21 protein-coding genes are annotated in these 18,596 nt (G+C 65.3%); 8 read left to right on the top strand and 13 right to left on the bottom strand.

Annotated elements, in window-relative coordinates; translation table 11 throughout:
• Window positions 1–112: 112 nt before the first annotated feature.
• The gene (locus tag VZC37_RS07520) at window positions 113–1,207 is read right to left on the bottom strand and encodes a vWA domain-containing protein (protein ID WP_330431856.1); all 1,095 of its coding nucleotides are present in this window, start codon (window positions 1,205–1,207) and stop codon (window positions 113–115) included.
• Window positions 1,204–2,091, bottom strand: coding sequence for an AAA family ATPase (locus VZC37_RS07515; protein ID WP_330431855.1), 888 nt, complete (start codon window positions 2,089–2,091; stop codon window positions 1,204–1,206). The genes VZC37_RS07520 and VZC37_RS07515 overlap by 4 nt, the downstream gene beginning before the upstream one ends.
• A 77-nt stretch (window positions 2,092–2,168) precedes the next feature.
• On the opposite strand from VZC37_RS07515, the gene VZC37_RS07510 reads away from it, so the two are divergent.
• Window positions 2,169–3,572 (top strand): hypothetical protein, encoded by a 1,404-nt coding sequence (locus tag VZC37_RS07510; protein WP_330431854.1) that lies wholly within the window; start codon window positions 2,169–2,171, stop codon window positions 3,570–3,572.
• Between the two features lie 45 nt (window positions 3,573–3,617).
• Here the strand turns inward: VZC37_RS07510 and VZC37_RS07505 are convergent, their stop codons facing one another.
• Window positions 3,618–3,917 (bottom strand): DUF1918 domain-containing protein, encoded by a 300-nt coding sequence (locus tag VZC37_RS07505; RefSeq protein ID WP_330431853.1) that lies wholly within the window; start codon window positions 3,915–3,917, stop codon window positions 3,618–3,620.
• A 219-nt stretch (window positions 3,918–4,136) separates the two neighbouring features.
• Between VZC37_RS07505 and VZC37_RS07500 the strand changes: the two genes are divergently transcribed.
• Window positions 4,137–4,472: a hypothetical protein gene (locus tag VZC37_RS07500; protein WP_330431852.1), complete on the top strand. Its 336-nt coding sequence runs from the start codon at window positions 4,137–4,139 to the stop codon at window positions 4,470–4,472.
• A gap of 12 nt (window positions 4,473–4,484) precedes the next feature.
• Here VZC37_RS07500 and VZC37_RS07495 read toward each other — a convergent pair whose 3' ends face one another.
• Window positions 4,485–5,762, bottom strand: coding sequence for an amidase family protein (locus VZC37_RS07495; RefSeq protein ID WP_330431851.1), 1,278 nt, complete (start codon window positions 5,760–5,762; stop codon window positions 4,485–4,487).
• Window positions 5,763–5,916: 154 nt separating this feature from the next.
• Between VZC37_RS07495 and VZC37_RS07490 the strand changes: the two genes are divergently transcribed.
• Entirely contained in the window at window positions 5,917–6,645 is a 729-nt protein-coding gene (locus VZC37_RS07490; protein WP_431309357.1) for a DUF6319 family protein, read from the top strand.
• Between the two features lie 66 nt (window positions 6,646–6,711).
• Window positions 6,712–7,212: a hypothetical protein gene (locus VZC37_RS07485; protein WP_330431849.1), complete on the top strand. Its 501-nt coding sequence runs from the start codon at window positions 6,712–6,714 to the stop codon at window positions 7,210–7,212.
• Window positions 7,213–7,219: 7 nt separating this feature from the next.
• On the opposite strand, the gene VZC37_RS07480 is transcribed toward VZC37_RS07485, so the two are convergent.
• From VZC37_RS07480 to VZC37_RS07470, 3 genes are all read right to left on the bottom strand, one after another.
• The gene (locus VZC37_RS07480; protein ID WP_330431848.1) at window positions 7,220–7,711 is read right to left on the bottom strand and encodes an SRPBCC family protein; all 492 of its coding nucleotides are present in this window, start codon (window positions 7,709–7,711) and stop codon (window positions 7,220–7,222) included.
• 78 nt (window positions 7,712–7,789) lie between these two features.
• Complete coding sequence (locus tag VZC37_RS07475) at window positions 7,790–8,338, bottom strand: YceI family protein (RefSeq protein ID WP_330431847.1); 549 nt, start codon at window positions 8,336–8,338, stop codon at window positions 7,790–7,792.
• A gap of 28 nt (window positions 8,339–8,366) precedes the next feature.
• Window positions 8,367–9,473, bottom strand: coding sequence for an aminoglycoside phosphotransferase/kinase family protein (locus tag VZC37_RS07470; protein ID WP_330431846.1), 1,107 nt, complete (start codon window positions 9,471–9,473; stop codon window positions 8,367–8,369).
• Between the two features lie 44 nt (window positions 9,474–9,517).
• Here VZC37_RS07470 and VZC37_RS07465 point away from each other — a divergent pair, with 44 nt between their 5' ends.
• A complete protein-coding gene (locus VZC37_RS07465; RefSeq protein WP_330431845.1) occupies window positions 9,518–9,958 on the top strand; it encodes a helix-turn-helix domain-containing protein in 441 nt (146 codons plus the stop codon).
• Window positions 9,959–10,039: 81 nt separating this feature from the next.
• On the opposite strand, the gene VZC37_RS07460 is transcribed toward VZC37_RS07465, so the two are convergent.
• From VZC37_RS07460 to VZC37_RS07445, 4 genes are all read right to left on the bottom strand, one after another.
• On the bottom strand, window positions 10,040–10,480 hold the full coding sequence (locus tag VZC37_RS07460) for a DinB family protein (protein WP_330431844.1): 441 nt from the start codon (window positions 10,478–10,480) through the stop codon (window positions 10,040–10,042).
• 827 nt (window positions 10,481–11,307) lie between these two features.
• Window positions 11,308–12,216, bottom strand: coding sequence for an SDR family oxidoreductase (locus VZC37_RS07455; protein WP_330432471.1), 909 nt, complete (start codon window positions 12,214–12,216; stop codon window positions 11,308–11,310).
• A 271-nt stretch (window positions 12,217–12,487) separates the two neighbouring features.
• Window positions 12,488–12,964 carry a nitroreductase/quinone reductase family protein gene (locus VZC37_RS07450; RefSeq protein ID WP_330431843.1) on the bottom strand — a complete coding sequence of 159 codons (477 nt, stop codon included), beginning with the start codon at window positions 12,962–12,964 and terminating at the stop codon, window positions 12,488–12,490.
• Window positions 12,961–13,734: a glucose 1-dehydrogenase gene (locus VZC37_RS07445; protein WP_330431842.1), complete on the bottom strand. Its 774-nt coding sequence runs from the start codon at window positions 13,732–13,734 to the stop codon at window positions 12,961–12,963. The genes VZC37_RS07450 and VZC37_RS07445 overlap by 4 nt, the downstream gene beginning before the upstream one ends.
• A gap of 138 nt (window positions 13,735–13,872) precedes the next feature.
• Here VZC37_RS07445 and VZC37_RS07440 point away from each other — a divergent pair, with 138 nt between their 5' ends.
• Window positions 13,873–14,502, top strand: a complete 630-nt coding sequence (locus VZC37_RS07440) for a TetR/AcrR family transcriptional regulator (protein ID WP_330431841.1) — start codon at window positions 13,873–13,875, stop codon at window positions 14,500–14,502.
• A gap of 36 nt (window positions 14,503–14,538) precedes the next feature.
• Here the strand turns inward: VZC37_RS07440 and VZC37_RS07435 are convergent, their stop codons facing one another.
• Window positions 14,539–15,297: a hypothetical protein gene (locus VZC37_RS07435; RefSeq protein ID WP_330431840.1), complete on the bottom strand. Its 759-nt coding sequence runs from the start codon at window positions 15,295–15,297 to the stop codon at window positions 14,539–14,541.
• Window positions 15,298–15,545: 248 nt separating this feature from the next.
• A complete protein-coding gene (locus tag VZC37_RS07430; RefSeq protein WP_330432470.1) occupies window positions 15,546–16,250 on the bottom strand; it encodes an NADPH-dependent F420 reductase in 705 nt (234 codons plus the stop codon).
• 96 nt (window positions 16,251–16,346) lie between these two features.
• Here VZC37_RS07430 and VZC37_RS07425 point away from each other — a divergent pair, with 96 nt between their 5' ends.
• Window positions 16,347–16,946, top strand: a complete 600-nt coding sequence (locus VZC37_RS07425; protein WP_330431839.1) for a TetR/AcrR family transcriptional regulator — start codon at window positions 16,347–16,349, stop codon at window positions 16,944–16,946.
• Window positions 16,943–18,469 carry an OmpA family protein gene (locus tag VZC37_RS07420; RefSeq protein WP_330431838.1) on the top strand — a complete coding sequence of 509 codons (1,527 nt, stop codon included), beginning with the start codon at window positions 16,943–16,945 and terminating at the stop codon, window positions 18,467–18,469. Before VZC37_RS07425 ends, VZC37_RS07420 begins: the two co-directional genes overlap by 4 nt.
• The last annotated feature ends 127 nt before the right edge of the window (window positions 18,470–18,596 follow it).

Below are 18,596 nucleotides of genomic sequence, written 5' to 3'. Positions count from 1 at the left end.
CCTCCGATGCGTTCGACCAGGGTGGGCTGAGTGCCGGGTGAGGTCCTCCCGAATCACTGTGCGCCTCTCGTACACGTCACACACCCGAATTCGCGGATCTCGCACGCGCGCTTCAGGCGTCGCGTATGGCCGCGAGGAGCTCCTCGAGGGTGGCCACCGAGTGGCCGGCGAGCAGACCGTCGAGATGGGGTAGTGCCGCCACGATGCCACCCTGCACCGGCTCGTAGCCCGGCGCGCCCGCGTGCGGGTTGACCCAGAACACCGCCCGGGCCAGGCGGTGCAGCTGCGCCATCTGCTGCGCCAGCAGGGCCGTGTCGCCACGCTCCCACCCGTCGGAGAAGACCACCACCACGGCACCTCGGGCCACCCCGCGCCGACCCCACCGATCCAGGAACGCCTGCATCGTCTCGCCGAGTCTGGTCCCGCCGGCCCAGTCGGGAACGGCACGTCCGGCCGCGGCGAGCGCCTGTTCCGCATCGGCCGCGCGCAGAGCCCGGGACAGCCGGGTCAGCCTGGTCCCGAGGGAGAACACCTCGGTTCCGGCCGGATTTGCCCGGGCGACCACGTGCGCGAAGCGCAGGAGGGCGTCGGCGTAGGGGCTCATCGACCCGGAGACGTCCAGCAACAGCACGACTCGGCGTGGCCGGCTTGCCGGTCGGTGTCGGCTCGGTTTCACCGGTTCGCCGCCGGCGGCGAGCATTGCGCGAACCGTTCGACCCGGATCCACCGAACCGCGCCTGGCCGGAGCGCGCCGCAGCGCGGCACGTTGCGGCGGCTGCGGAGTCAGCGTGGCCAGCAGCTCGGCCAGGTGGGCACGTTCGGCAGCAGACAGCGTCGCGATGTCGCGGTGCCGCAGCACCTCGGTGTCGTCGGCGGCCACCGCCAGGTGTGGTCCCGGCCCGGTGGCTGTCTGGTCAGCGGTGGTGCGTAGCGCGGCGATCCGGCTGTGCGCCGGTTTCGCAGGACGGCGGGTGCGGCGCGGCATCCGATCTCCGAACCAGGCATGGAAGGCGAGGTCGAAGCGCACCTGGTCGTCCGGGTCTCGGCACAGGGTGGCGAGACCCGCCCAATACACCTGCTCGATATCGGCGATGTCGATCTCGCGCAACGCGCGAATGAACGTCTCCACGGAGTCGGTCGCCACCGGCAGCCCCGCGTGTGTCAGAGTCCGCGCGAATCCTGCGATCCCGGCCAGTTCGCCGCTCATGCGAGCAGGCGGCCGATGTCGGTGCGTGTGACACGGTCGAGGTCCTCGCGATACTTCAGCACGACACCGAGCGTGGCCGCGGCGATCTCGGCGTCGAGCACGTCGCGATCGAGTTCGCGCAGAGCGACGGCCCAGTCGAGGGTTTCGGCCACGCCAGGCGGCTTGAGCAACTCCAGCTTTCGTAGTTCCTGTACCGCGTGCGCGACCTGCGCGGCGAGGTCGTCACCGATGCCGGGCACGCGCCGTTGCAGGATCGCGATCTCGCGGGCCATGCCCGGGTGTTCGAGCCAGTGATACAGGCATCGACGTTTGAGCGCGTCATGCACCTCGCGGGTGCGGTTGGACGTGAGTACTGCCAGCGGTGGGGTTTCCGCCCGGATGTGGCCGAGTTCAGGGATCGTGACAGCGTTCTCGTCCAACAGCTGCAGCAGGAAAGCCTCGAATTCGTCGTCGGCCCGGTCGATCTCGTCGATGAGGAGGACACACGGCGCTTCGGTGAGGGCCTGCAGCAGTGGTCGCGCGAGCAGAAAGCGTTCGGTGTAGAGGGACGATTCGGCTTCGTCGGCGTCGAGTCGACCCTCGCTGGCAGCTTCGAGAGTGCGCAAGTGCAGCAATTGCCGAGGAAAGTCCCAGTCGTAGAGCGCCTGAGAGGCATCGATGCCCTCGTGACATTGCAGCCGGATCAGCGGTAGCGCCAACGCCTGCGACAGCCCGACCGCGAGCGATGTCTTGCCGGTGCCGGGTTCGCCCTCGCAGAACAACGGCCGGCCCATTCGAAGGGCGAGGAACGCCGCCATCGCCAGGCCGCCGTCGGCGAGGTATCCGGTGGATTCGAGGGCCGCTGCGAGCTCAGCGGGGGACCGCAGGGCGGATGCATCGGTCATGCCGCGAGCCTATTGCCGGTCTTCGACGACCGACGACGATTCCGGCGATGAACACTGTCGGCGACCACGCTCGGCGCATGGGAATAATGCAACACGTGCAACGCGACCTCGAGAATCAGTCTTCGCCGTCAACGTCCGTTCCGCCGATCGTCCGGCTCACCGTTGAGGACGCACCCTTCTGGCTCCTGCATCGAGCACTGGGCTGGTCGGTGGTCCAGCAGATGCTGTGGACATTTCCGCAGGAATTGGACGAGGACAGCCTGCGGCAATTCAATGACGCCCTGGCCCGCGGCCGACTGCATCGTCGACTGGTGGACGCACGAGTGCCGGGGGCACGACCGTACTGGGTGCCCGCGACCGAACCCATCCCACTGGCCCTCGACGACGAACCCATCGATGACGAGCACGTCGAGGGCTGGGCCGTGGAGGAACTGCGTCACGTCGATCTGAACCCCGACGAGGGTCGCTGTTGGCGGCTACGTGCCGCCATGACGACCTCGGGGCAGACCGTTCTGTCGTTGTGCACCCTCCATCTCGTGGCCGACGGAGCGGCGCGCATCAAGGCTGTCGTGGACGCTCTGGCGTCCAGCTCTGACGACGACCGGACGAACGGTGTGAATCAACCGGTCATGGAGACACCGCGGCGAGCTGATGTGGTCGACGCGGTCCGTCAGACCGGCGCGGCAGGTCTCGGTGTGCTGCGTGTCCTGGGCCAGACGATTCGTCGAGACACCGACGACCAGCCGGTGGACCCACGACCGGTTCGCTCCGAACTCGCCGAGCGCGCGCCCACGGCCACACCGGTGTGGGCGACGGCGACGGTTCCCGCCGATCGGTGGGATGACATGGCACGACGTCACGGCGGTACCGCCAATTCGCTGTTCATCGCGGTGGTCTGCGGACTGCTGCAGGCCGGCGGGTACACCGCGCCGGAGAATCCGGTCAAGGTCGGCCTACCCGTCACCGATCGCACAGGTGACGACGACGAGCGTGGCAACGCGGTCGCCGGGGTCACGGTGTATCTCGCACCGGTCCCGACACCGACGACCGACCTGACATCGGTACGGGACGAGTGCCGAACCGCATTCAACCGGTTGGCGAGTGGCCGGCGACCGGCTACGGCACACCTGAGGTCGTTGGCGTGGCTCGTTCCGCCGCGCCGCCTGGCCGGTATGGCGGGCGCCGGCGCTGCCTATCCGGACGCGGTGGCATCCAACGTCGGTCAGCTACCCCCGGAACTCTTGGTCATCGGTGGTGTTCGAGCGACCGCAGTCACCGTGCGGGGTACAGCACAGGGCGTCGATCCCGCCGGCCGTCATCGGTACGGAGAGGGGGTGCAGGCGTGGCTGACCCGGACCGACACTGATGTCACGTTCACGGTGTCGGGTTTCGATGAGACGAGCTTCGTCGACGACCAGACCATCCGAGGCCTGCTGGGCGACGAATTGGCGGCGTGGGGATTGCCGCATCGCCTCTGGTGAGCGTGAGCCGACACCGAGATAGGGGAGACCTCGGCGATGCGTCGGCTACGTCGGCCCGTGCGTGGCCTGATGGGCGGCGACGTCGTCGGCGCTGCGCACGATCGAGTCGGCGCCGGGGTAGACCAGCGCGGTGTGACCAGACTCCGACCAACGGACCAGATAGGGCGGAGAACCGTCGGCCGATCGGACCTCGAGGATCTCACCGAGATCGGGTTTCCTGCCGACCACCGGTTGCTCTACTTCCAGCCAATCACCGGGTTGGGCGTGCATTGCTTCCTCCTTGTCCGACTGCGTTGTCGCGATCCAGGAGCGGTTGGCTTCGACGGGTTCCACCGGCACTGTCATGACCGTCGTCATTCGCTGCAGATGGCCCGGGGTCGGCCACTTCCACGCACAATGCTCCTCGCCTGTCGCAGGCGGGGCAAGCAGCAGAGGTTGTCGTATACGGGGGATCAGGTATCAGTCGTGTAGGCCGCCCGCCGTCGAGGGCCATGACAGTAATACGGGCCGACGCCGTGCCGATAGAACTGACGACGCCACCACCTCCGGCGAAGGGGATCGATCATGAGAATCGGCGCAAGGGTCGCGGCCGGCATGTGCGCGCTCGGCATGATGTTGGGTACGGCAACAGTCATCGCGGGGCAAGCAGACGCGGCCCCACGGGGATGCTCGATCTACGACTATCGCCACGGGGTGTCGGCGTCGTGCCCACCTGGCAAGCGCTACGTCGTGGAGATCGATTGCTTCGGCATCGGTCGGAGCACCGGCGAGACCGGGGGAGTACGGGTCTTCTATCGCCGAACCAGCGCGCCGGCCGACCGGACCGGATTCGCAGCCGTGAACTGCGGCGAGGGCAGCTACATCGGGATCGGTGTCGTCACGAACTCGTGGATTCGCTGACCCTCCCGTCTGTCAGACGACCGGAAGCGCCGCCAATGCGAGGTCCGACCCGCGCGGCCCGACCGCGCACAGACCCACCGGCGGGCCGGCCACGGGCAGTGGGTTACTCACGGCAGGCCGGCCGGTTATCCCGGCAAGACATGTCAGCTGGAAGGTACTGGCGCGAGTTTCCTCGATGACCGGGCCGCCGAGCGCCGCGTCGGCACGGGTGGGAGCGGTGGACGATGCCGACGGGAGGAGCAGGATCGAATCTCCGAGCGCGGTGTTGATGCGGTTTCGCGCCGTCGCGAGTACGGAGTCCGCCGCCGCGAGATCTGATCGGGTCACCTCGGACGCGGTCTCGAACCTGGATCGAACATCCGGATTCAGCGAGTCCCAATGCCGCGAGATCCAGTCTCCGTGCGCACGCCACGCCTCCCACCCCTGACGGGTCTGGAACGCCTTGACCCAGGTGGGCAAGACTGCGGTGTCGAATGCGAGCGGGCGCACCGGCATTCGCGATTCAAGCCGTTTGATTCCGGCGCGCACCGACTCAGCCACATCGGGACTCGCGAGATCGATGATCTCCTCGGCGTAGACCAGTGGGACATCGATGGTCGACGGCAGACCGGGGGCCAGCACCGCCGTGGTAGCGACCAGGTCGGCACGGGACCGAGTCATCCAGCCGACGGTGTCGAATGATGGGGCGAGCGGTATCAGGCCGTCTCGGGAGATGGCGCCGTGCGTCGTCCGGATTCCGTAGAGACCCTGGTACGAGGACGGGATACGTATCGATCCACCGGTGTCGGTTCCCAGGCCGATGGCCGCCTGGCTCAGCGACACCGCGCTGGCCGATCCCGAGGATGACCCACCGGGTATCCGATCCGGGGCCTTGGGGTTCGGAGGCGTCCCGTAATGACCGTTCGTTCCCGCCAGGCTGTAGGCGAATTCGTCTGTGCGACTTATGCCGGCGATCGAGGCGCCGGCCGCCAGCAGTGCCGCGACCGACGGTGCCGTGGTCGTGGCGGGCCGAGACTGTCTCAGCCACTCCTCGTTACCGGCGCCGACCCGATGACCACTGATCGAGAAGAGGTCTTTCACGGCGACCGTCCTGCCTTCGAGGAGGCCGTGGCCAGAAGCAGGCACCAGCGGGTTGCCGTACTCTCGCCACACTGTGGGATCGACTGCGGGAGAGACATTTCCGGGTCGGGGAGCCGCCGAGGTGGGACCGGTTGCCGCGAAGCCCAATGCTCCGGCAACCGATACGCCCGCCACCCCGAAGAATCCGCGTCGACTGATGTCTCTCGTCACTGTATTCCCTCCCGCGGACCGCTCCGCCCATACTGTTCGACCCGGGAGTCGGTGGCACTGACAAGCGCGATCGACGGGTCGTGTGAATGTTAGGCGATCTAACGAGTCTCGGCGACCCGACAACCGACGAACCCTGGGTGACGCTTTCGCACATATGTGCGACCATGTTGTGGTGAGTGCGCGCAAAAGGACCGGTTTATCGGCTGACGACCTGACTGCAGTGGCCGCGGGCCTAGCGGCGGGTAAGCGGGTCACTGTCTACCTTCGTGATCCGATCCCAGCGCTCGAGCTGGACGCCGGGACATCGGCGCGGGTTGTGTCCATCGACGGATCCACCGTGACGGTGAGCCCGAAGGGTGTCGACGACCAGTTGCCGTTCGAGGCCGACGAGCTCCACAAGACCCGGCCGGCCACCGGTTCTGCTGCACCCGCACGTCGACAGTCCGCACCGGCGCCGGCGCCGGCGCGATCAGTTCGGGGCAGACCATCGGAAAAGCCCACAGCACTTGGTTCCTCACGTCCGGTTCCGGCGGAAGCGACTGCGCAGACGACCACACCCAAGCCCCCGGCAGCGAGGACGCAGCGACGGGCGAAGACCTCGGCCGCCGCCGTCAGTGTGACGGTGACCGCGGCAGGGGAGGGCACGTGGACGGTGTCGGTTCTGCACGGCAGCAGGAAGCAGGGCAAGGCCACGGAAGTCTCGTCCGATCGTGTCGCCCGCGCGATGCACGCGCTCGGCGACGAGGCCGCAGTCGCAGCGGTTGAAGGCGTGATCGAGTCGGCGCGGACGGCAGCTCAGAAGCGCGTCGACGAGCTCAGTCACGAGCTGGCAGCGGCCCGGGCGACGCTGGCGCAGCTCGACGGTCCGGCGCCGGATCGCTGACCACAGGGCAGTGCGTCGGACGCCGATAAAATTCGGCCTCATCGCCGTGGAGACAGGAGAAGTGTCGTGACCGAATACCGACCACCGGCTGAGTGGCCCAACAAGGTACGCGAGATCGCAGAGGCAACGGATCTGGGTATACGGTCGGCCCGCGCACAGGACGTCAACGGATTCACCGACGCCGTCGAACAGCTGAAAGACCATCCCGAGGCGCGCGAGGTGCATGCGCACATGGTGCGCGAACTACTCGAGACCACCTATCAGGACGGGTTGAGCGGCGACGATGTCTCGGAGGTCCTGACCCGCACCCTCGGTGGGTCCGCCGACTGGCAGGCGCCGGTCGACCCTTCCGCCGTGGTGGTGGTACTCACCGGCGCTCTGGGCGTTGCGGAGCACGCCGACGACGCCGACCGTGCACCGACGACGAACACGCAACCGGCCGAACTCACCGGCGCCGCGATCCTGGTAATGACCGACCTTACGAAGGGCATTGCCGTCGATCACCGGCCGTATCTGGATCGTGCGGTGGCGGAGATTCGTCGCGCACAGACCGTCGAGATGCCCTGAGTGCAGGTCAGCGCCCTTCTTTCCGGACGTCGCGGCCCTGCTCGACGAATGCCTTGAAATCATCCATGGGTTGTTGCGACTGCTTGCGGAAGGTGCCGGGCATCAGACGTGCGACGAGCCGCATCAACACGCTGTCGAATCGGTACTCGCTCTCACTCTCCCAGAGGGTGGTATCGGGGTCGGCTTCGATCAGCCGGTCGCGCACTGCGCTCCACATCCCGTTGCCTGCGATCTCGCGGTCGAAGTGGACCACGGTGCCTTTCGGGATCTCGGACAGGTCTGCGGGTTCCCGTCGTGTGATGGTCTCGATGCCTTCGAACTCCTGCTTGCCCGCCTTCATCACCACTCGCGACTCGGTACCGACCTGCCCGTCGACGCCGTTCAGCGGCTCGTGAAGCACCAGTCCGCGCAACCATTTCGGTCGGTTGCTCGGGTCGGCGAGCGACTGGACCACCGTCTCCAGTGGCAGATCAATATGGATCGACACGGTGTACTTCATCGCGCTCCGCTCTTCCCTGCGAGGTGTGGTGCAGCTGTTGCGATTCTGCTCCCTCACACCGTAGGCGCGGCCGTCTGCTCAGCTGGGGACCGGACGGAATGTCACATCGACGGCGACCGAGTCGCCGATGACGACGCCACCGGAGCCAACTCCGAAATCACTGCGCCGCACCGTGGTCCGTGCGCAGAGGTCGATGTCGTCGAGGATCGCGCCGGCGCGGTTGTGGGCGAGCGGTGTGATGCGGAGGAACGCCGGCGTGGTCACACCTTTGATGGTCAGGTCGCCGGTGAGCTCCTCGCCCGCGGGTTGGTGGGTTGATCCGACGGGACCCGCCGATCCGCGCACGGCAAACGTCGCCGTCGGATAGGCGGCGGCGTCGAAGAAGGCCGACGACCGCAGGTGTCTGTCGCGTCGATCGTTTCCCGTCGCGATCGAGGCGATGTCGATGTCGACGAGCACCGACGTGGTGCCATCGTCGTTGATCGTGAGGGTTCCGGTGAACTGTGTGAAATGACCCCGTACGGTGGCGAGTCCCATCTGGCGAACCGAGAAACCGATCGTCCAGTGCGTGGGGTCGATCGTCCAGGTCCCGGATTCGACCCGGGTGGTGATGATCGGGGTGGTCATGATGATTCTCCTTGTGTCGTAGTAGGTGTCAGAGTCCGACGGAGCCGAGCATGTGGTCGAGCGCGCCCATCCGTTCGTGCATGAGCGCGTCGAGGGCGGGGTCGCCGGCGTCCTCGGCCGGCAACTGCTCGAGCGGAATGGCCGACACCGCGCTGAAGGCGGCGAGTTGGATGTGGTGGGCGCGGGTCAAGGCGTCGAGGTCGAGCTCGAAGCCGCTGTCGGCGAGTCCCAGTCGATAGTGCCGCAGGCATACGTCCTGCAGTTCGGGTAGCCGGTCGGCAGGCATCCGGCCCAAGTCGATGGCGCTGTTCGTCAGCTGGGTCAGGTCGAATCCGACTCGGGAGCGCCCGAAGAAGGCCCAGTCGATCACCACGAACTCGTGTTCGCCGATGTTGAGCAGGTTGTTCGGACAGGCGTCGCCGTGGGCGCTCAGCAAGGGGAGTGCCTCGATTTCGTCGATCAGTTGGGGCATCAGATCGATGAGTGCGAACAATCTCGCGCGGAGCGCCGGTGTGACGTGGCGCGCGACGATCGGATGAGACCAGATCTCACCGGCGCGATACAGGTCCACGAACTGGGGGCGCAGTCGGCCGTCGAAGTAGGTTCGTGCCTGGTGCGGGCCCGATGGGTGCCCGACGCGGTCGGCGATCCGACCGACCTCCGACGACGCGGCGAATCGGCCGAGGGCTCGTGCAGCATCAGCGTAGGTCTGCGTCGTCCACGCCGTGTCATGGTCCACGCGTTGGATCCAGATGGCTGCGGAATGCTCGTCGATCGCCTGTACCGCGTAACAGCGGGGGAGCGACATCCCCGGCGGTACAACGTCGCCGAGTTCCGATCTGTATACGTCGGGCTCGATCTCCCAGGGCAATCCCCGAGCGGCGGCCTCGGCCAGATCGGCCGGGATGAGATCGAAGATCGGCGAATGCCGGACGTCTCGCGCGATCTTGACGACGAGGGCCAGCGAGCCGGCGGGCGTCGTCACGTCGACGCGCCAGCGTGAACCGGTGGTCAAGGCGGGCAGGTCATACTCCAGTTCTGCCACCTCGACGGCCGTGATCTCGGGCAGTCCCAGCAGTTGGGCGACCTCGCGGGTGTCCATGTGGAGTTGGCCGAACGAGGTCGTGGTGTTCATGAGCTATCCTTAGACAAGCAGCTTTACCAAGAAAGGTAAGTTACTTGACCAAGTTTGTCAATGCCGACGTCGGCCACGAGCACATCGCGACACTGATGGGTCGTGCGATCGAACGAATCGCGGATACGTTCGCGGACGAGGTGTGGAAGGGCCTGCGACCCTCACAATTCCGAATCCTCGAGGCGATCGACCGTGGTGCAGACCGAACAGTCGACGTCGCACGAGTCCTGGGCATGACCAAACAGGGTGCAGGACAGCATATATCGACCCTGACCGACCTCGGATACGTCGCAGTTTCCGACGACGCGGGCGATCGACGGACCCGCAGGCTTCGGCTCACCCGGCAGGGGTCGACGATGCTCGCACGGGGCCACAAGAGGCTCGCGGAGATCGAGAACGAGTGGTCCGGACTGGTCGGCACCGACGACTATGCCGCGTTCCGGCGGGTGCTTGTCGCGGTGGGTGGGGACTCTCAGGCGCTCTGACGGACGCAGTCGCAGGCGGGTCAGACATGCTCGGCGACCACTGAATCAGCCCGGCAGACATAGCGAGGCTTGGAGCGATACTCAGTGTGGATCCGCGTCGTCGAGTTGTTCACGAAGGATATCCGCATGCCCCGCGTGGCGGGCGAATTCCTCGATCATCGCGAGGAGGGTCCAGCGCATGCTGACGACCCCTTCGAGTGGCTGTGTCTTGGTGTCATCCAGGTCGAACCGCGCGGCGATGTCGCGCGATCGCTTGCTGGCGCGCCGGAACTCGTCGATGACGCTCTCCAGAGTTTCGTCGTCCCCTACGTCGAAGGTGCCTACGTCGCGACGGGAGTACCCATCGCAGTCCTCTTCGTCCAAACCTGCCCAGAATCGTTGAAACCAGATTCGTTCTGCGGCCGCGGCATGTTTGACCAGCGCGATCGGGGTGGTCAAGGAAGCCACCATGCGGCGGCGAGCGTCCGTCTCCGACAGACCGCGTACCGCAGTGATCAAGGCTTCGCGGTCGCGGTCGAGCATACTGGTGAGAATCGTTCGTTCGTCACCGACAGTGATCGAGGTCATCGTGCTCCTTTGCTTTCCTGGCGAGAGTTAAAGGTCGCCGCACATGGTGCGAGAATGTGTTTCTGGGTCTCCATAGACACGGCCGAACGGCCGGTGCGAGTGTATGGCGGCCGTCGCATGCAACACAGAAGGGTGCCATCACGTTTCGGGTCGAGATTGACCACTTACCAAAAGGGCCACCAGTCAGGAAGTCTACGCGCCGCAGCTGTCGAGTACCAGATACCGTTCTGCATCAACGAGTTGCTGGCGAGCCCATACCGAACGAGCTGAGGCCAGACGGTTCGCGGCGAATGAGAGGCCAGCGATGGATGGAATGATTCAATCTGCAGTGCCGACCAGTTCACTATGGTAATCATGAGAAGTCGGGGGTTTCTGCTCTAGATTGCGCAAGTACATCTCCACCGCGGTGTTTGGTTTCTCAGCGATGTTGCACCGCAACCTTTTTAGAGCTTGCAAGCTGCCGGTGCCAGCACTGCCGCGATCGTTCATCACTTAGAAAGGCACCCCATGATCATCGAAATCGTCGAGGCGATCAAAACCCTTCACGTCGGCGCCTATGACTTACTGCTTGCTCTCCTGTCCACCGGAAGCGCCGGCAGCAGTTAGGCCCCTTCACGTACTTGGCCGCGCCGAGCCAAACGCTCTGCGCGGCCGGATCGTTGACGATCGCCTCGCCTCGCCGCTGCGGGGATCCGGGTACCGCCGTTCTCGGCGATGAGTTCGTAGCGCCACAGCATCGTGCCGGCGTATGCCGGGTGCGCCGGAATGCGAACCCCGTCCTTTCAGCCGTCGATTGCCGGCGCGGCGGCCGTCGATAGGTGAACGTTCGCCATGTTGCGCGCACTCGTCGAGCGTCGCAGACCGGCGACCTCCGAATCGACGCGGCCGAGGTGTCGAGCAGCGATGTCGCCGTACTGCTTGTCCATGATGCGCGACGCCAGTAGAGGTTTGAGCCATGCGGTCGCCGCAATCCACCGCGGAACATAGACCCGTCTACTGCGATGCGCCATCCCATTCACCATCGCGACCGCGCAATCCTCAACGGGGATGATGCCACGCATCGCCGAGGGCAATTCTTCGAGTGCGCCGAAGAAGGAGGGCAGGTCTTCCGCGACATCCTGGGCCAGCGGGGTGTCGATGACCAGCATGTGGGCGGAGCCCACGGCGACATCACGATGCCCGATCTCGGCGCGTAGCGATGTGGCGAGGTGATCGATTGCCGCCTTGGTCGCGTTGTAGGGCGACTGGCCCATCAGCGGAAGAAACGCTGCCGCAGACGAGACCATCAGGATGTACCCCTTTCGCTCGATCACCGACGGCATCGCCGCGCGGAAAGTGTTGAACACTCCCGTCACATTGACGTCGACGACCCGCGCGAACACCGCCGGATCCACCTGCTGCAGCGAGCCATACGATGCGATGCCGGCATTGGCCAAGACGAGATCGATCCCGCCGAACCGCGCGACAGCCGATTCGGCAGCGTGCCGCACCGCGTCGAAGTCGGTGACATCGACAGGGTAGGCCACGGCGTGATCCGAGCCGAGCTCGTCCGCGAGTTCACGTAGCGGCATCTCGTCGATGTCGAGCAGGATCAGATCCACTCCATGACGTGCCAGCAAAAGGGCTGTGGCCCGCCCGATTCCTCGCGCCGCGCCAGTGATCAGGGCGACCTTGCCGGCCAATGACTCCAGATTCGCAACTGGTTGCCGAATGCGCAGTGCGGGCATGATCGGACTCCTTGGGCGGGGATTGTCAGATCGTGCCAGTATGCGCTCGGCCCCGGTACCTGTACATGCCGGTGAGCACTGCTAACAGTGCAACTGGCCGCCGCCTGGTGTGATGTATGTCCGCCAAATGCCTTTCACCAGCCGAACATTCTGCGGAAGTGACTCTTTTCCGTGCATGCCGCCGGGATTCGGACTCTACGACGGGATCGTGAACTCGTCCGTCGAGAGTGTGCGATCAGGCCTGATCGCGAAAGCTGATCCGCATCAGCCGGCTGGCGGCCCAGTCGTCGATTCGAGTAGGCCGGATGGTGCCCGGGTCGTGGGGCTGGTTGAGATCCGCGATGATCTCTGTCAGGACGTCTTGACGTTCGGTCGGGTCGGTGACGGGCGTGGCATGGGCAGGCAGATCGGCACGGACCCCGGTCTTGAGATGGAAGGTGAAGTCGGGGTGGGCGAGCAGGTTCGCATGCCAGTCGGTAGCGGCGCCGTCGGCGCCGCTACACAGGTACGTGTTACCTGCGGCGCGGTAGAAGAAGATCTCGATGCGGCGCCGCTTGCCGGTGCGCCGCCCCGTGGTCGTGATGTCGATGAGCCGCTCACGCGTGCCCGCGGCGGGCGTGATCTCGATGGCTTGCCGGATGTGATCGGCCAGGTGCGACAACGACGTATCTCGCGCCGAGCCATCTGATCCGGTCGTGCTTGTCCTGCTCATGCGGCTTGGAGAGCGGGACCGAGGAGGAGTCCTCCGTCGATGACATACTCCGACCCGGTGATGAACGACGCCTCCGATGAAGCGAGGAACAGGAGCAATCGGGTGACATCGATCGGCTCTCCGAGGCGGGGGACAGCGAACGGCTCGGGGGAGTAGAAGTCGGCGATCGCCGCGGTGGCGCCGGCGGCCGGCTCGTGGATGAAGGGAGTCGCGATCACGCCGGGGTGAATGGTGTTCACGCGGATGCGGTCCCGGCCGAGCTCGAGCGCTGCCGTCTGGGTGAGACCTCGCACGGCCCACTTACTGGCGACGTACGGCGCGTAGTGCGCAGTACCTCCCATGCCCATCGTCGAGGCGATGTTGACGATGGCTCCGCCGGTGGCGCGACGCAGAGCGGGCGCGGCTGCCTTGATGCCGAGAAACGTTCCCGTGAGGTTGACGTCGAGGATGCGCGACCACGTCGTCTGATCGGTTTCTTCGATCGGGGCCGGCGGGTTCTGAACGCCCGCGTTGTTGACGAGCACATGCAGGGCGCCGAAGGTGCTCTCGGTCGCGCGGACCGCGGCCGACCACGAGTCCTCGTCGGTGACGTCGAGGTGGGTGTAGAAGGCTCGGTCTCCGAGCTCATCGGCGAGAGCGGCGCCACGGTCTGCGTTGATGGCGCCGATCACGACATTGGCTCCCTCCGCGTGGAGCGCTCGGACGTGGCTCGTTCCCTGGCCACCGGTCCCGCCGGTGACGAGCACGGTCTGGTTGGTGAAGCGGCGCATCAGATTTCCTTCGCTTCGCGGGTTCCTGCCTTGGACGTTGATTGGCGACAACAGTGGTGAGTTAGTTGACTCGCCATAAAACCGACACTAGGCCGGTTGGGATGGAGAGTCAAGCCACTCACCTCGTAGACTTTGGGCATGAGTAAGGATGTACCGACATACCACCAACGCGTCGCCCAGGAGAAGCGCAAGCTGATCGTGACGGCCGCGACGGCTCTGTTCCTGGAGCTGGGTTACGACCGGACGTCGTTGGCACGGATCGCCGAGCGTTCGGGCGTTTCGCGAGCCACCTTGTTCAAGCAGTTTCCGACCAAGGCCACCCTTTTCGATGCGATGGTGATCGAGTCCTGGACGACCGCCGACGAGGAGGATCCGCCGACGGCGGGCAACGTCGTCGACGGTCTCAGTTCCCTCGGCCACCGCTACGCGGAGTTGTTGAGCCGACCCCAGATGACCGACCTGTTCCGCATCGTCATCGCCGAGCTGCCGCGATTTCCCGAACTCGCCAATGCGCAGTTCTCGCAAGGGAAGATGCCCTACTTCGAGTCCGTGCGGAACTACCTCCTGGCCGAGCATGAGGCGGGAACCGTACGGGTCGACGATCTGGAACTCGCAGCTACGCAGTTCCTGGGCATGATCTCCAACTACGTCTTCTGGCCGACCCTCCTCGTTCCGGGCTGGGAGGTGAGCGCCGAGCGCGTCGCCGAGGTGGTCGACGAGGCGGTCCGCACCGTCGTCGCCAGGTACGCTGCGGGTGGGCCAGGGTAATCGACCCCACCGACCACGCATGAGCCCAACCGTCACTCAGGCCGCGTCGAGCGTGGCAATCGATCCGTCGGTGTAGCGAAGACTGTTGCGCTGCAGTGCGGTTCCAACTCTCGCCAGCAGCTCGACACAGGGCCAGAGCGCGCCTGGCACATCGACACCACGGACCGTGCTGACGTCGAAGCATGTCACCTCGGTGAGAGTGGACGACCGCCATCCGTCACCGCGCAGCCATTGCAGATCACGACTGCGCGTGAGTGGAGCCAGCATCAGTCGGCGCGGACCGTCCGCAGTGACCGCACGGGACGCACCACCGCGCTCAAGTGTCTTGGTCCACCACAGCACGCCGTCGACGTCGACCTCAGGCATCGTCTGCCCGCCGGGAAGGCTCTCGCGAGCCCGGATCGGGGACTTGCCGAAGACGACCAATCCGGAACCGCCTATGCCCGTCAGACTTCGGGCGTCTCCCGGCGCAACCTCGATCGATGCGAGCGCATCATTGACCGCTTCGGGAACCCAGACCGGCGCCAGGTTCTGCAGCACCTCAACCGCCGTGGTCGAGTGCAGCAGGTTCCCGCTGAGCATGCGATAGAGGGAGTCGTTGTCCAGTTGCTGTGCTACGACCTCATCGAACTCGGCATCACCTGGACCGCGGCCGGCGTCGACAAGTGCGTCCAGCACAGCTTCGTATTCGATGTCGCGCGCACCAACCATGTCCAGGTATGCCGCCCACTCGACAGACAGATCGCGATATGCCTGGGCGAGCTCCCGGTGTATTCGCGGCAGACCGCCGGACAACCAGGGACGCGAGGGACCAACCTCGCGCCTGCCGTGCGTGCGGCCTCGTCGGCCCGGTCCCGGTGTGCGGTGTTTCCTCGACCTCGACATGCGGGCAACAGTAGGGGCATTGGGCGCCGGGACCCGGGTTCGAATCCACAGGCGTTCCGTCCATCCACAGCGACCGTGCACGGCCTCACGCAAGACGTGTGAAGGTGTATGGGTTCTATCAAACTGGGCCAGGAGTGTAGGTTTCAGCCCGCGCCGTATCAGTGCTGCGCTGCGTTCTCCGCAATCTGTAGTTGGATGTTGAGCTCGAACGTGTTGAACAGCCCAGCGAGTTGAAAGTACAGCCGCATGTACATCTCGGTTCCGCGGGCTCCGGTGATGTCGCCGAGGTCGATGACGCGATCGGCAGGCCATCCGAACTCTGTGAGGATCTGTCCGGCGGTATTCTTGGCATCCTCGTCGTTCCCGGCGATAAACAAGGTGTGGTCACCGGGAACGCGATCCGGATCGACCATGACCTGACAGAAGACGGTATTGAGGGTTTTCACGACCCGCGCCTCAGGGAACTCGCGCTGAATCTGCTCGCCGAGGCTGTCGGTGTTCGCCACTGACAAGGTGGGGGGCATGCCCTGGGACATGTCCAGCGGCAAGGCCACGTCGACGAGGACCTTTCTTCTCAGATTCTCCGCACCGACGGCCCGCAGCGCGGCGATCGAGTTCGACCCGTTACTCGCGTTCACGACCAGCTCGGCGAAACGGCCGGCCTCCTCGAACACCATCAGCTGAACGTCGTCATGCTCGGCCTGCCATTGCGCGTACGGCACAGTGCCAAGCGCATCGGTCTCCGTCCTGGCCAATGTCTCCTGGACATCCCGTGTACCGATCACCACATCGTGACCCAGGCCCGCCAACCGGCCGGCGAGGACACGCCCCACCATCCCTGTGCCGATGACCGCGATCTTCATATCACTCACTCTCCTTCATCTCCAACGTAGACGTTGGTTTCAACGTTAGCGCTCCCATGGCACAATTGCAACGAGAACGTTGGAGATTGGAGAGACATGGCTTGGGACACCGAGCGAACCAGACGCAAGATTCTGGATGCGGCCACCGACCAATTCGTCGCGCACGGTCCTCACGGCACAACAATCGAGAAGATCGCCCGGGCGGCTGGGGTCAACAAGGAACGGATATACAACTACTTCGGCGGTAAGGACGCGCTGTTCGAACGGGTACTTCGCGAACATGTCGCGTCCGCGTCCACGTCCGTTCCGGTTCCCTCGAACAGTGCCCGGGAGGTCGGCGCGTACGCCGGGGACCTTTTCGACTATCTCATCGAGCATCCCCAGCTGATGCGCCTGCTGCAGTGGGAGGCGCTTACCATCGACGGCGACGCACCCGATGAAGCCGAGCGGACATCCATGTACGCCAACCGGACCCGCGAGCTCGGCGCCGGCCAGAAAGCCGGGGCACTCGCCGACGACTTCGAGCCCGACGTGCTCAACGTCCTCATCCTCGGGATCGTCGGCTACTGGATGCTGCTGCCTCAGGTCACTCGAATGATCACGGGCACCGGGACCCCCGGTGCCGGGGAACTGGCCCGCCGCAGAAACGCTGTGATCGAAGCAGCTACGCGCCTCGCCACGCCAATTCGGCAATGACGTCACGCGCACGTTCCCGGCCAGCCTCGAGGAACTTGTTGCCGCGGCCAGCCGAAGTCTCTGTACGGCCACGCAATTGCCCGAACAGGCATCAGTCGTGCCCGATCGAAAGGACTTTCGGGCTTGGAACCCGCGTCGGAGGCGGGGATGCTGGAGCGTGGCCGCCGGCCGATCGCCCGCCCGCTCCGGCGTCCAGCCCTACCGACCACGAGACGGAAGCCGAGATTGGGATGGACGCCCCCGAGTTCGATCATCTGGAGCATCCGAAGCGAGCCCCGGTCGTCGCGCATCCGGCGAACGAGTTCGAGGCTGAGAGCTCGTCCAGCTCGTTATCGGGCCTGATCAACCAACCGATCCGGCCGGTGAGCAAGGTGGGTGCTCGGGAACCGACGGGCGAGGGTCGGTCGCCCGGCCTCAGTGGCGCGCTGTCCGGGGGTGACGGAGCGACCCGGGCGGGGTTGATTGCGCAGCTCCAGCGCAGTGTCGGCAATCATGGCGTCGAGGGTGTGGTGCAGAGTCTGGGACCGGCCCGAGTGCGGCCTGCCCGACCGAATGCGTCCGCGGCGACGCCCTGGGTACCCACGATCCAACGCAAGATCCAGTGGGGCACCGGCAGTTCCTTCGTTGAGTTCCAGGCAAGTTCGTCCATCACCGACCAGTCCAGATTGGACAACACGTCGGTGGCGGACCTGATGGCTGGAAACGCCCCATCCGCGACGGTCACGATCAAGTTCGCCGAGGCCGGTGGAGTGAGCACTTTCAGCACGAAGCCCGGCGCCACAGGCCGGGTAAGGCTGGCGGTGTTCACGAACTGGCTCAGGGCCAATAGATACATCGACACCGCTGCGCTGAACGAGTCGGGGGACAACCGGTATTCCGCGGCCTTCGACTACACCGTCGACGACAAGGGAATCATCCACTTCAGCCAACCGACGCCGGAGCAGACCGGAGCGGGCGGGGGCGCCACAGTGACCATGTCACCCACGACCTCCGACGGGATGTTGAAAGGATTTGTGCAGATCACGGCAGCCGTCTCGACCGGTGACACGGTTACGCACGGCTTGAGCGCCGCCCCGGCCGGGTTCGGCCCCTCCAGTTCGATTACGTACACCTCGGCCGATCTCGTGGTCCGTACCTGGAAGGTCAACGTCAATGTCGTGAAGGACGTCAAGCCGTACCAGATGGAACCCGATCCGAAATTCATGGTGAACTCCGCCGCGATAGCCGACGAGAGGGCACTGGTCACGTGGTTCAAGAGTTTGCCGACCGAGGTGCAGGCCGCCGTCAGGTCGGGCGCACGCAAGATGACCATCGACGGATTCGCAAGCACGACTGCAGGCGACAAGCACAACAGCAGGCTGTCCTACGACCGCGCCATGACCGCAAAGAAGATCCTGGAGATCTACACGGGCGAGGCGGCGAAGATCGTTATCTCGGGACGCGGCCGATACGATGCCACAGCAGTCGGAGAGACCGAGTCCGAACGGCGGGTGGAGATACGCGTCCTTCCGCCGGATGGCTGACTGCGGACTCACTCTGCGGTCGCGACCACCCGTACTGTCGGCGACCGCTGAACAGGTGTTTCGTCGGCCAACTGTACTCGAAAGGCTGGCTTTTGCCGATCAATGCCAGATCGAAATCATTCTCGTC

The organism is Gordonia sesuvii (genome assembly GCF_036350415.1).
GTDB classification, from domain to species: Bacteria; Actinomycetota; Actinomycetes; order Mycobacteriales; family Mycobacteriaceae; genus Gordonia; species Gordonia sesuvii.
This window is presented reverse-complemented; position numbering and strand designations above follow the sequence as displayed.